The 12,368-nt window shown below is 57.4% G+C and carries 13 protein-coding genes; 6 read left to right on the top strand and 7 right to left on the bottom strand.

The genetic code is table 11. The annotated features are described in order from the left end of the window. Complete coding sequence (locus MWH26_RS07275; protein WP_247976680.1) at positions 1-723, top strand: tRNA1(Val) (adenine(37)-N6)-methyltransferase; 723 nt, start codon at positions 1-3, stop codon at positions 721-723. Positions 724-740: 17 nt separating this feature from the next. On the opposite strand, the gene MWH26_RS07270 is transcribed toward MWH26_RS07275, so the two are convergent. The 3 genes from MWH26_RS07270 to MWH26_RS07260 are packed head-to-tail and all read right to left on the bottom strand — an operon-like array spanning position 741 to position 3,799. Then, positions 741-1,439, bottom strand: coding sequence for an ATP-binding cassette domain-containing protein (locus tag MWH26_RS07270; protein ID WP_247976679.1), 699 nt, complete (start codon positions 1,437-1,439; stop codon positions 741-743). Then, complete coding sequence (locus tag MWH26_RS07265; protein WP_247976678.1) at positions 1,432-2,379, bottom strand: hypothetical protein; 948 nt, start codon at positions 2,377-2,379, stop codon at positions 1,432-1,434. Before MWH26_RS07265 ends, MWH26_RS07270 begins: the two co-directional genes overlap by 8 nt. A 52-nt stretch (positions 2,380-2,431) precedes the next feature. Further along, positions 2,432-3,799, bottom strand: a complete 1,368-nt coding sequence (locus MWH26_RS07260) for a saccharopine dehydrogenase C-terminal domain-containing protein (RefSeq protein WP_247976677.1) — start codon at positions 3,797-3,799, stop codon at positions 2,432-2,434. 288 nt (positions 3,800-4,087) lie between these two features. On the opposite strand from MWH26_RS07260, the gene MWH26_RS07255 reads away from it, so the two are divergent. Continuing rightward, positions 4,088-4,582 carry a cytidine deaminase gene (locus MWH26_RS07255; RefSeq protein ID WP_244695934.1) on the top strand — a complete coding sequence of 165 codons (495 nt, stop codon included), beginning with the start codon at positions 4,088-4,090 and terminating at the stop codon, positions 4,580-4,582. 122 nt (positions 4,583-4,704) lie between these two features. Next, entirely contained in the window at positions 4,705-5,379 is a 675-nt protein-coding gene (locus MWH26_RS07250; RefSeq protein ID WP_244695933.1) for an alpha/beta hydrolase, read from the top strand. A gap of 70 nt (positions 5,380-5,449) precedes the next feature. Here the strand turns inward: MWH26_RS07250 and MWH26_RS07245 are convergent, their stop codons facing one another. The 4 genes from MWH26_RS07245 to MWH26_RS07230 form a co-directional block, all read right to left on the bottom strand. Continuing rightward, complete coding sequence (locus MWH26_RS07245; protein WP_244695932.1) at positions 5,450-6,202, bottom strand: SDR family NAD(P)-dependent oxidoreductase; 753 nt, start codon at positions 6,200-6,202, stop codon at positions 5,450-5,452. A gap of 13 nt (positions 6,203-6,215) precedes the next feature. Next, on the bottom strand, positions 6,216-7,028 hold the full coding sequence (gene porT / locus MWH26_RS07240) for a type IX secretion/gliding motility protein PorT/SprT (RefSeq protein ID WP_247976676.1): 813 nt from the start codon (positions 7,026-7,028) through the stop codon (positions 6,216-6,218). Then, positions 6,977-7,705 (bottom strand): bifunctional demethylmenaquinone methyltransferase/2-methoxy-6-polyprenyl-1,4-benzoquinol methylase UbiE, encoded by a 729-nt coding sequence (ubiE, locus tag MWH26_RS07235; RefSeq protein ID WP_247976675.1) that lies wholly within the window; start codon positions 7,703-7,705, stop codon positions 6,977-6,979. The genes porT and ubiE overlap by 52 nt, the downstream gene beginning before the upstream one ends. Before the next feature lie 129 nt (positions 7,706-7,834). Next, a complete protein-coding gene (locus MWH26_RS07230; protein WP_247976674.1) occupies positions 7,835-10,051 on the bottom strand; it encodes an OmpA family protein in 2,217 nt (738 codons plus the stop codon). A gap of 509 nt (positions 10,052-10,560) precedes the next feature. On the opposite strand from MWH26_RS07230, the gene yihA reads away from it, so the two are divergent. From yihA to MWH26_RS07215, 3 genes are all read left to right on the top strand, one after another. Then, on the top strand, positions 10,561-11,178 hold the full coding sequence (gene yihA / locus MWH26_RS07225) for a ribosome biogenesis GTP-binding protein YihA/YsxC (protein WP_247976673.1): 618 nt from the start codon (positions 10,561-10,563) through the stop codon (positions 11,176-11,178). A gap of 72 nt (positions 11,179-11,250) precedes the next feature. Continuing rightward, complete coding sequence (locus MWH26_RS07220; RefSeq protein WP_247976672.1) at positions 11,251-11,724, top strand: energy transducer TonB; 474 nt, start codon at positions 11,251-11,253, stop codon at positions 11,722-11,724. A 30-nt stretch (positions 11,725-11,754) separates the two neighbouring features. Continuing rightward, positions 11,755-12,351: a DUF5606 family protein gene (locus tag MWH26_RS07215; protein WP_244695929.1), complete on the top strand. Its 597-nt coding sequence runs from the start codon at positions 11,755-11,757 to the stop codon at positions 12,349-12,351. Positions 12,352-12,368: the final 17 nt, after the last annotated feature.

The raw sequence follows: 12,368 nt of genomic DNA, 5'->3' as shown, positions 1-12,368 counted from the left end.
ATGCCCAACGCCTACTTTCAGTTCAAGCAGTTTCGGGTAGAGCAGGGTGCGTGCGCCATGAAGGTCAGCACTGATGCTTGCGTGCTGGGCGCCGTAGCGGCCGTGGAAGGTGCGGGCCGCATTCTGGACGTAGGCACTGGCACCGGCCTGCTGGCCCTCATGGTCGCGCAGCGCAACCCCACCGCTTTGGTGGAAGCAGTAGAATTGGATGCGGCCGCTGCAACCCAGGCGGCGGCTAACTTCAAGGCCAGCCCCTGGGCTAGCCGGCTGGTAGTGCACGCGCAGCCCCTGGCCGGGTTTGCGGCCACTAGCCCAGCACGCTTCGACCACATTCTCTGCAACCCGCCGTTTTTCCGCAACTCGCTCCGCTCCCCAAATGCCGGCCGCACCACAGCCCGCCACACCGCCGCTGACTCCCTGACTTTTCCCGAGCTGGCCGCGTTTGCTGCCGCCTACCTAACGCCGGCCGGCCAGCTTACCGTGCTGCTACCCCCACCCGAAATGCAGCATTTTGAGCTGGACGCGGCCAGGGCCGGGCTGCACCTCATTAGCCGGCTGGTCCTGCATCACCGGCCGGGTAGCAAGGCGTTGCGTCACATCAGCAGTTTCGGGGGCCAGCCAGGTCAGGTGCAGGAACAGCAACTGCTACTCCACGAGAATGATGACGCCGTTTACTCGCGTCCGTTTCAGCAGTTACTGGCCCCGTTTTACCTGGCCTTGTAGAGCCGGCAGCAACTGGGCTACGCTGGCAGCAGCTCCCGCAAGTGGGCCAGCTTTTGCTGGTGCAGACGGTCGAGCAGATCGGTGCGCAGGTGCACGAACTCGGCGGCCGGGTAGTGGCGGAGCACCTGCCCGGCGGCCAGCACTGTTATTTCGTCGCATAGCTCGGTGAGGGAGCCCAGCAGGTGCGAGGTTAGCAGGATGCCCACTCCCTGGTCGCGCAGGCGCCGCAGCAGCTCCATTACCAGCAAATTCGTACTTAGGTCAAGGCCATTAAAGGGCTCATCGAGGATGAGGTAGCGGAAGTTCTGCACCAGCAAAGCCAACAGGGCCAGCTTCTTTTTCATGCCGGCCGAGTATTCCTCGGCGTATTGGTCCAAGGGCAACTCCAAGAGGTAGTTCCAGGCTGCCAGATCCGGCACGGCACGGCCCCGGGCCTGCAAGCAAAACTCCACGTACTCGCGGCCGGTAATGCGCGGGTAGAAGTACGGTCCATAGGGTAACAGCCCCGTGTGCTGGCGGATGGATAAGCCGGTAGTTTCGCGGATAGTACCGGAGTAGTCAGGGTGCAGCCCGTAGAGGCAGTGCAGCAGGGTAGTTTTGCCGGCGCCGTTGGCCCCCACCAGGCCGTGCAACCTACCAGGCGGCAAGGTCAGATCGATGTGCTGCAGGACAAGCTGCTCGCCGAAGCTTTTGCGCAAGCCACGAATTTCAATCATACTGATAAGGAGCTAATCGGCGGTGACTTTTTAGCAGCAGGCCCACAAAGCAGGCGGCCAGCAGGGCCAGGTAGGCGGGGTTGCTGCCGAGGATAGAAAAGCCTACCACTACGGCCCCAGCCTGGGTGAGGCGGGCCAGGGTGGCGTGGGGGTAAAAGGCGTATTTGGCCAGAATTATCATGGTAACAACGAGCCCACACCAGAGCAGCAGGCCGGCGCTACCCCCTCCCCCCGCCGGGCCCTGGGCCATAATACCAACTAGCGGCGCCACCGTCAGCCCGAAATACAGCAGCCCCCACCCTACCCGGTTTCGGAGCCACTGGCTAGGGGTACGCAACACGGGCAGCAGCCAAGCCTGGGGTTCCGCCGGACCGTAAATATTCAGAAGTAGCAAAAGCCAGCCTACTACTGCCAAGGCGGGGCCGGTGGCGGTGTGCCGGGTAGCGGCCGCCCCAGCCAGCAGCCCCAGCCACGCCAGTCCTAGGCCTGGGCGGCGGCTACCGCTCACCCACTCAAAGGAGCTACTCCGAAACAAGCTGGGCCAACGGGTCCGGCTGGCGCGGGCAGTGGCGGCCGGAACTAGCGCTACGGCGGCGGCTAGGGCCACGGTAAGCACAGCAGGCCCCCAACGGCCCCAGGCCAGCAGAAATAACGTAGGCAGCAAGCTCAGTGAAGCATATTCGACAGCTAGCCAGTGCCGGAACTGAGGGGCCGCGAGCTGCAGAAACGTCAGGTCGGGGCGCGGGCGGTGCAAGCCCAATAGTAGCCCCGCTACCCCCAGCGGCACCAGCCAGGCCAGGGACGGGCTACTAGCGGCTACTACCAGCGCCCGTGCCCCCGCCAGCGTCAGCAAGGCCCCCAGCACTAGGAGACGCCACCAGCCCAACTCGCGCAGCAGTCGACCTAGCACCCGGACCCGCAGTAAGAGGTAGTTACGCACGCACTCTGCAACGCTGCCGGCAGCCATCCTATTTCAAACGGGTGAGATGACTTTAGCTGATGAGTTGCTGCTGGGGTAGCGCCTGTTCCTCTTCCATGAACTGAATGCCGTAGTCCTGAGCCAGTTCCGCCAAAATAGGTTCGTACAACTCCGGTAGCGTAGGAATGATTACGCCCCGCTGGGTAAGCTGGCCCTGGGCCAGGCGCCGCACGGCCATAGCCACCGGCAGCCCAACGGTTTTGGCCATGGCCGTGTGCACGGTATCATCGCCTACTACCACCAGCGAGGAGGTAGCAACGTGGGCTTGGCCATCCAGCGTAAACTCCAGTAGGTGCTGCATGACAATCATGTCGTGGTCGGTGGGTTGTAAGGCCCACTTTTCCGTTAGCAGCTGCTCCAGCAGCTGGGCCGGGGTAGCATCGGGTAGGCCCACGGGCCGGGCCGTGAACAGCTCCAGCCAGGCCAGATGCTGCATTTCCGGTCCTTCCGGCGCCAGCCCGAGGTAGACAGCCACCCGGGTAGGCAGCGCCTGGCCGGGCATGGCGGTTGGCAAGTAGGCTTCGATTAGCTCCGACCACGGCAGGTCCGCCGGGTTGCCCAGGTGCACGGAGTCGTCGGTAAGGCCCAGGCGGACCAAGGCGTGCCAGGCAGCGCAGTAACCGGGACGACGCAGGGTACCGCGCAGCATGGTTGGCACGTCGTGCAGGCCGTACGGCGCCCGGTAGCTGAGCGAGTCCCGGTTGGCGTAGCCCTCAAACTCGCCCACGCCGGGCACTACTATGGTTTGGGTGCGGGCGAATAGCTGCTGATACGGGATAAAGCGGAGCCGGCCGGCCTCCAGGTATTTAGCCGTGCTTTGGCCCGCCAGCACAACATTGCGCGGGTTCCAGGTGAATTTATACTTCCACGGATTGTCGCCCTCCGCGCTAGGAGCCAGCAGCCCACCGCAGTAAGAGTTAAACGCCGTGAGTTGCCCACCGCGCCCCCGAATGTCAGCCAGCAGCCGCATGGCCGACATATGGTCTAGGCCGGGGTCTAGGCCACACTCCATCAGGATGGTAATGCCGGCGGCCCGGGCTTGCTCATCCAAGCCGCGGATTTCTTCGCTCACGTAGCTAGCCGTTACCAAGTGGCGGCCCAGTTGCACGCAGGCCCTAGCCACGGGGCCGTGAAGCAAGGCTGGCAGCATCGACACCACAATGTCGGCACCCTGCACCAGCTGCAGCAGTCCCGTTTCATCCTGCATACCAAACGGAACGGCTTGAGCGTAAGCCGCATGAGCCGCCAGCACGGGCTTCAGATGCGCCGGCTGCATATCGGCCACCGTAAGCTGCCAGTTTTGCTGGGGAGCGTGCTGCAGCAGGTACTGCAAAAGGGAGGAAGCCGAGCGGCCGGCACCAAGCAGCAGAATACGGGTCATAGTAGGAAATGGGTGGGCGAAGGGGTGGCCAAGAAGCTGCCTACCGAATCAAGGCCGGGAAGCAAGTGCCAATATTAGAAATTTGCGCGTCAGCACACGGTGGTGGGCTACCGACGCAGTCAGCTGGGCGGCGCGGCAGCGGCTACCTGCCTGCAAGCGGGGCGGAATTGCGGGTTACGGTATTTTTTCGGCGGCTTCCTCCAGCAAGCAAAAAACTCGTACATTCACCGCCCCTTTTCACTCCCCGGGGCCGCGCGTCGGCACCGGGCCGTTCTTTCTTTGCCCCCGATGGCCCACCCTCTCCACCTGACCATTACCGTTGACGTAGTGGCTTCCGAAGCCGACCTAACTTCTGCCGAAGCCGCTACCTGGCAGGCCGCCCGCGCCGCCACCGACCACGCCTATGCCCCCTACTCCCATTTTCACGTAGGCACGGCCTTGCTGCTGGATGATGGCACTATTTTCCGGGGTACCAATCAAGAAAATGCCGCCTTTCCTTCGGGCTTGTGCGCCGAGCGCACGGCCTTGTTTGGCCTAGCGGCCACCCAACCTGAGCGCCGCATTCTGGGCATGGCCGTGGCCGCCCGGCCCGCCAATGGGGAGTTTGTGCCCGTTACTTCCTGCGGAGCCTGCCGCCAGGTAATGGCCGAGTATGAGCACCGGCAGCACCAGCCAATTCCGTTGCTGCTGCCCGGCCCAAACGGTAGCATCTACCGGTTTAGCTCCCTGTCAGATCTACTACCCTTCGGCTTCACCTCCGACGACCTGCCCACCGTTAAATAGTGAGCGGACAAAATGGGGTGCTTGCTGTTTAGCCAGCCCCCGCGGCTCGGTTTGCCTCATGCCTATTCTTAGCTCTTCTGGCAGGAAAAACCGACCCGCACACTTTCTTCCTGTTTCCCCTTATGCTTGCTCAGGAGCATCATCTGCCCGTTGTGCGTACGGCCCGCTACTACCAGGTCGGCGAAATATCGGCATCTACCCGGCGCCTGTGGGTGGTGGCGCACGGCTACGGGCAGTTGGCGGCTTACTTTATTCGGCACTTCGCGCCCCTAGCTGCCACCGCCCCTGACCTAGTAGTGCTGGCTCCCGAAGGCCTCTCGCGCTTTTACTTGCAGGGCACGAACGGGCGCATTGGGGCTACTTGGATGACCCGCGAAGACCGGCTCACGGAAATTAATGACTACGTGGCCTACCTCAACCAATTAGTTGAGGTAGTGTTACCCCAAGCCGCGCCCGACGTAGCCGTGACGGTGCTGGGCTTCTCGCAGGGCGCAGCTACAGTTTGCCGCTGGCTAACTCAGGCCCGGTTTCGCCCAGTGCAACTGGTACTGTGGGCCGGTGCCTTTCCGCCCGACATGGATTTCGATGTGGCCACCCACTTCTTGCAGGATTTGCCCGTGACCTTGATTTGCGGCACCGAGGATGAGTTCATTACGGAGGAAGACTTGGAGCAGCAGCGTCACTTGTTTCGGCACGTCGGCGTTGAGCCGACTATCCTTCGCTTTGCCGGCAAGCATACGCTGAATGCCGCCGTGCTTGCCGAGTTAAACGAGGCTCAACTGGCTTCTCGTCACTGATTGATCTGCCACCAACAAAGAAAGGCCGCTCTCTGAAGCGGCCTTTCTTTGTTGGTAAAAAGCTAACTAGTTATACCTCCTTCCGGATGGTAGCGGCAGCGGCTTGCGCGGCCGGTAGAATCAGAACTTCCGCAATGTTGACGTGGGCTGGCCTTGTGACCATAAACTGAATCAAGTCAGCCACGTCTTCGGCCCGTAGCGGTTCAAAACCCTTGTACACACCGGCAGCTCGCGCAGTATCACCCTTGAAGCGAACTTCTGAAAACTCCGTTTCCACGGCCCCTGGGTTCACCTCTGCCACCCGAATATGGTGAGGCAGTAAGTCGAGCCGCATACCTTTGGTCAGGGCGGCTACGGCGGCTTTAGAGGCGCAATACACGTTGCCGTTGGCGTACGTCTCATGGCCGGCAATAGAACCGATGTTGATGATATGCCCTGAGTTACGGCGGGTCATGGCGGGTAATACGGCCCGGCTCACGTACAGCAGGCCTTTCACGTTGCCATCCAGCATATCATCCCAGTCTTGAGGGCTACCCTCCTGGATGGGTGCCAACCCGTGGGCGTTACCGGCGTTGTTGATCAGCACGTCAATGTCCTGAAACTCGGCGGGCAAACGTTGCACGGCGGCTTCTACCGCCGCTCGGTCGCGCACATCAAACGTTAGCAGCTGCGTGGGTACTCCTGCTAGCTCCTGCGCCAGTTCCTCTAGCCGCTCGCGGCGGCGCCCCGCTAGCACCAGCCGGAAGCCTGCTTTGCCCAAGGCCACGGCCGTAGCCCGCCCAATACCGGAGGAGGCCCCGGTGATAAATGCAGTTTTCGTCATCCGTGAATCCATGTTAGCGCCCCGACCAGATGTTCAGGTACAAAGTTACCGTGTTGCTTTTCATGCTTTGTAGGCTGCGGCTGTACACATCGGTGCCGGGCTTATACAGGTTCATGAGGCCGTGAGAAAAGCGCAGCTCGGGCGAGAACTTAAAGAACGGATAAAACAGGTCCATGCCGACCCCATATTCCAGCGCCACGTCACTGCGCTGGGCCTGCAGCAGGTTTACCTCGGGGTCTTTGCGGCGGTTTCCGATGTTAAAGCTCGGCTTGACTCCTCCAATAATATACACGCGGGAATTGCGCCGCCGCTGCGACTTCAGCTTGAACAGAACCGGCAGGTCAATCTGAGTGCTGCCAATTTCCTGGTCTTCTATTTCTTCTGGGTCGTTGGAGCTGGTAGGTGCGTACCCGTAACTCTTAAATTCAATCCGCCGGGTCAGGAAGCTCACGCCGGGCGAGAAGTTCAGAGCTCCATAATCTCCTATCCGCAGGTCGCCCAGAAAGCCTACCGAAAACCCGGGGCTGATGATGGAGTTAGCCGACGCGCCTTGGCTGGGGTAGCCTGCCGCCTGTTCTATTTTATAGCGCGAGAAATGAGGCGCCACGTACATACCTAAGTGCAACCAGCGGGAGTCGTAGCCGGGTAGGTTGTCCACAGTTACGGATTTCACCTGGCCATTACTGCCCCGACTGGCGGAGCTGCGGCTTTTGCGTTGGGCTTGGGCACTGAAAGGCAACGTTCCAAGCGCCAGCGCCAGCAGGGCTAGTCGGGTTACTTTTGAGCCGTGTAAATGGAGCTGATGCCGAACGTAAGGGGTTGCCATGCGGGAGAGTTAAAGCCGATTTTACGCAGAATAGCCAGAAAGTCCTGGCCATCGGGGAATGCCTGCACTGACTCGGGCAGGTAGGTGTAGGCCGCGCGGTCCTTGGAAATCAACTTCCCAAATACCGGCAAAATGTTTTTGAAGTAAAAGTTGTAGGCCTGCTTCATGGGGAAAGCCGTGGGTTTGGAAAACTCCAGCACCACCATTTTGCCGCCCGGCCGCAGCACCCGGTGCATTTCTGCCAGCCCCTTTTCTAGGTTTTCAAAGTTGCGCACCCCAAAGGACGCCGTCACCGCGTCAAAGTGGTTATCCGGAAACGGCAGGTTTTCCGAATCGCCCAACTCTAGCTGTATCCGCTGGGTCAGGCCTTTCTGCTGCAGCTTACGCCGCCCTACCTCTAGCATGCCTTCCGAAATGTCTACTCCTGTAATCTGGGCATCAGGGGTAGCAGCCCGCAGGGTTTCGATGGCGAAATCAGCCGTGCCGGTGGCAATGTCCAGAATCCGGGCGGGCCGCAGCTGCTTGAGCTCATCCACGGCTTTGCGGCGCCAGTAGATGTCCGTGCCCACACTCAGAAAGTGGTTTAGGAAGTCGTACTTGCCAGCAATGCTGTTGAACATCTGGGCCACCTGCGACTTTTTATCGGCGGCATCATCTTTATAAGGTACTACGGACATACTTCTCAGGGCGAAGAACGAGGAAACGGGGGCGAAATTGCCCAAATACAACGGGCCCGCCTGCATTATGTTGAAAAAAAACGGGTCGGACTATTAGCCCGACCCGTTTTGCATTCTGAGAACAGACGATTAGTCGTTGTCCGTCTTCACTTTGGTTTTCGAACCATCAGCTTCCTTGGCTTTGGAGTCGATGGTACCGTCTTTAGTGACGGTCTTGCTCTTCTCGTCGTTGGCGCCTTTGGTTTTTACCTTCACTTTGTCGCTGTCCTCATCTACCTTGGTTTTCACCTTAGTGCCGTCGGGCAACTTGGCCTTGCTCTTGCCAGGCTGCAGCGGCACCGAAGTAGCTGTGCCCGTAGTTGAGGAAGAAGAGGACGAAGAAGTGCCAGCACCCGTGCCCGGACCAGTACCACCAGCCGAAGGATTCGTCAGCTGTGGAGCCGCTTCACCTTCTTTTACAATCACGCGGAACTCTACGCGGCGGTTAAGCTGCATATTCTCCGGCGAATCGTTGGCCGCGGCCGGACGACGCTCACCGTAGCTTACCGTTACCATGCGTGTCTCAGCAACACCCGACTTTTTCAGGTAGTTGTAAGCCGCATCAGCACGATTCTGGCCCAATACAATGTTGTACTCGTCCGTGTTGCGCGAGTCGCAGTGGCCTTCAATGGAGATGTTTACCCCAGGGTTAGCCTTCAAAATGCTGCTGATGTTGTTCAGCTCCGTGATAGACTCAGGACGCAGTTTGTACTTATCCGTGTCGAAATAAATCTTCTGGAACTGTGCAAAGTTACGCTGAGTGGTATCTACGTAGTTTACGTAGAAATCTTTCTCGATTACGGTTGAATCGTTGGTGGAAATCGGAACAGCAAACTCCTGCGTTTCAATGTTTTGCCCATCCTTCGACACGGCTACCTGGTAAGTACGGCCCGACAGCACGTTTACCTGGTAGTCGCCGGTTTCGGGCTTAGTTACGTCGCGGTAGCTAAGGGCCGTTTTGTCAGCCTGGGTGCCACTGAACACCAACTCTACGCCGGGAATAATCGTGCTGTCACGAGATGACAGCACTCGACCCCGAATGATGGCGTTCTTAATGTAGTTGATGGTATAGATGTCCTTTTCTCCGTAGCCACCAATGCGGTACGAAGACAAGTAGGCGTAGCTACCATCAGGGCTCAAGCGGTAGTAAGTATCATCGTCGGGCGTATTAACAGGGTAGCCCATGTTTTCGGGCCGGCCCCACTTATTGCCCACGGAATCCCAATCCGACTTGAAGATATCGTAGCCACCCATGGTGTTGTGGCCGCGCGAAGAGAAGTACAGCGTCTTGCCGTCCTTGCTCAGGTAGGGGCTGTCGTCGTCGTACACCGTATTTACGGCGTTACCGAGCGTTTTAGCAGGCCCCCAGTCGCCACCAGGCTGGCGGGTGGCGTAGTAAATATCCAGCGTCCCTTCCTCAGAGAACTTGCTGGTAGAGAAGTAAATGGTTAGGCCATCGGGAGTAATGAAGGCGTCTGATTCAAATGCTTTTGAGTTAACGTTGCTGTTCAACTTCTTGGGAGCTGTCCAGTCACCACCGGTTTTTTCAGTGTAGAAAATGTCGCCATTTTCATCTTGCCGGTACATGAGCATTTTGGTGTCATTGTCAAACACCTGAATGGAAGCATCGTGGCCTTTGCCGTTTAGAACGCCGCTCAGGGAACGAGGCTTTTCCCAGTTCTCCTCATCTATCCGCTTGGCTTCGAAGATGTCCTCAAAGTACTCACCGTCCGACGCCAAGTTGCCACCTTTTTTACCTTCAGCATTGCCAGCTCCTGTTACGTTCTCACCGCGCGAGGTGAACAACAGTAGCTTGTCGTCGCCAGAAATTACGGGGCTGTGCTCCGAGTACGGAGTGTTGATAGTAGGACCCAGGTTTTTTACAAAAATATCCTTGGGGCTATTGAATTGCACCTTGGCATTTTTGCTGTGCTGAATGAGTTGCGCCAGCTCCTTCTTGCGGGTATCCTTGCTCTTCAGCGTGGCGTTATACGCTTGGAAGTGGGCAATAGCCTCGTCAAAGTTGTAGTTCAGGTGATCCACCCGACCCAGCCAGTACTCTACATCCTTCGATACGTTCTTCTTTAGCCGTTGCGCTTTATAGATGTAGTCGCTAGCTTTTTCTTTGTCGAACGACATATAGGCTATACCCGCCCGGAACAAAGCCTGCGCATTGTTGGGCTCCTTGGCCAACACTTGCTCATAGTAAGGAATGGAGGCCCGGTAGTTCTCTTGCGAGAAAAACTTGTTAGCAGTCTTCAGTTGCTTGCGTGTGCTTTGGCTTTGAGCCAGGGCAGGCTGGGCCATAGCAGCCGTAAGCGCGAAGGCGCACGAGGCTTTCAATAACCTTCTGACTAAATTGTCCATTGTTGGAGGGTTTAGGGAAATAAGGAGTTGCAAGGGAGGAATTGAGAAATGCCGTACACCGGCTGTGCAGGCAGTTTTTCAAGAGTTGCCTCTTATACTGAAAACCTGCCTCAGGGTTGAGGCAGGCACGGCAAAAAAGCACGACTGACATGAATTAACCACTATCAGTCTAGCCGGTTTACCCCGCTATGTTGCCTTTGTACTTGACAAATAGCGGGCAAAGATAGAAATTTTATAATACGACCTTAGCCGCATCCAATTCTTTGAAATACTTGAAAATCAAGGCTAAAAGAGGTTAAGATTTCTAATTACCTACCTCACCTCTAGTCACTACTGACCGCACAAATATAGTCTGACTACTTAAACTACAAGGTTTTTCTCCAAAAAATTATGAATTCATCCGGTACCCGCTGAATATCTACCTTTGTATTTCTGCTGACCATTTGTATATGAATATCCAGGAAGCAAAATTTCTGATGAGCAATTCTCGTCTTGAGGATTGTCCGCCCCCTACGCTCCCAGAGTACGCCTTTATTGGCCGCTCCAACGTGGGCAAGTCCTCCCTAATTAATATGCTGACGGGGCAAAAAGGTTTGGCAAAAACGTCTTCTCTACCGGGCAAGACGCAATTAATCAATCACTTTCTTATTAATAATAATTGGTATTTGGTTGATTTACCCGGTTACGGATACGCTCGCGTAAGCAAAGATTCGCGGGTAAAATGGGGCCGAATGATTAATTATTATTTACGCAAAAGAGAAAATCTGGCGTGCGTATTTGTGCTGCTAGATTCTCGCCACCCACCGCAAGCCGTTGACTTGGAATTTATGGAGCAACTCGGAGCCGAGGGCATTCCCTTCGTGATGGTATTTACGAAGGCCGACAAACAATCCGGCTCACGCACCCAGCAGAACGTGGTAACCTACCTGCAAACCATGCAACAAAGCTGGGATGAAGTACCCCGCCATTTCATCACGTCAGCGGAGGATAAAACGGGTCGGGAGGAAATTCTGCAGTTCATTGCCGACGTGAATGAGCAGCTCGCGCAAGAGGCCGATAATGCGTAAATTGGCCCCGTAATTGCCTGGTTGCGGCCAGGCTCAGCTACTGGGCATTTCCCGTCTTTCTTCGCTAATTTCATGAAAAAACTACCCATTCTGCTGGGTATCGGCCTGCTGGCTTGTTCTACCGCGGCTGTGGCTCAGAAAACCAAAGTAAAAATCAAAACCGACGGCCCGGTTCCGGAGGCAACAGCCCCGACCGACGCCCCCGCCCAGACCGCTCCGGCCCATGCTCCCAAGGCCATTCCGGTGGCGGAGTATTACCAGGGTGGGCAGGAGGCCATGTACGCCTTCATTGAGAAGGAGCTGAAGTACCCCGTCATGGCTCGGCGCAACCGCATTCAGGGTCAATGTATTGTTAGCTTCACCCTGAACACCGACGGTACCATGTCGGGGATTAAGCTGGTGAAGAACATTGGGGGTGGCTGCGGGGAAGAGGCCCTCCGGGTAGTGCGCCTGCTGAAGTTCAACAAGCCCGATTACGCCATCCTGACCAGCCTGCCCATTACCTTCAAGCTGCCTGCCCCCGGCCAAGCCGCCGCAACTGAGTAACTTCGCACTTTCCAACAACTGCTTTTTCTTATGCCCTACGACCTGAAGGAAGTTGCCGCTATCAGCGGAATGCCCGGTCTGTACCGCCTCGTGAAACCAACCCGCGCCGGCGTTATCATTGAAGCCCTCGACGAGAAAGGCACCCGCTCTGTGGCCTCTGCCCGCAATAAGGTGTCGTTACTCCAGGAAATTTCCATTTATACCCAGGATTACGACCAGACCGTGCCCCTGACGGAAGTGTTTGACCGCATTCACCAGAAGCACGGCGCTGACCTAGCCCTGACCCATAAATCGGACGACCGGGACTTGACGGCCTTCATGGGCGAGATTATTCCTGATTACGACCGGGACCGGGTGTACATGTCGGACATCAAGAAGCTGGTGCAGTGGTATAATACCGTTAGCAAGCGCCTTGAGTATCAGGCGCCAGCCGAGGATGAAACCGATGCCCCGGAAACAACTAACGAGCAGAAAGCCAGCAAGAAAACTGAGGCTGATCCTACTGCTGACGAGGCCATGAGCACGGCGGGCATCATCCCAGCCGCGGAAGAAACCAACGCAGCCGGCAACCCAGAAGCTGGCGAGACGAAGCCCGCCAAAAAGGCCAACAAGAAAAAAGCGGAGTAGCTTTTCCTATTGCCCTA

The organism is Hymenobacter sublimis (genome assembly GCF_023101345.1).
GTDB lineage: Bacteria > Bacteroidota > Bacteroidia > Cytophagales > Hymenobacteraceae > Hymenobacter > Hymenobacter sublimis.
This window is presented reverse-complemented; position numbering and strand designations above follow the sequence as displayed.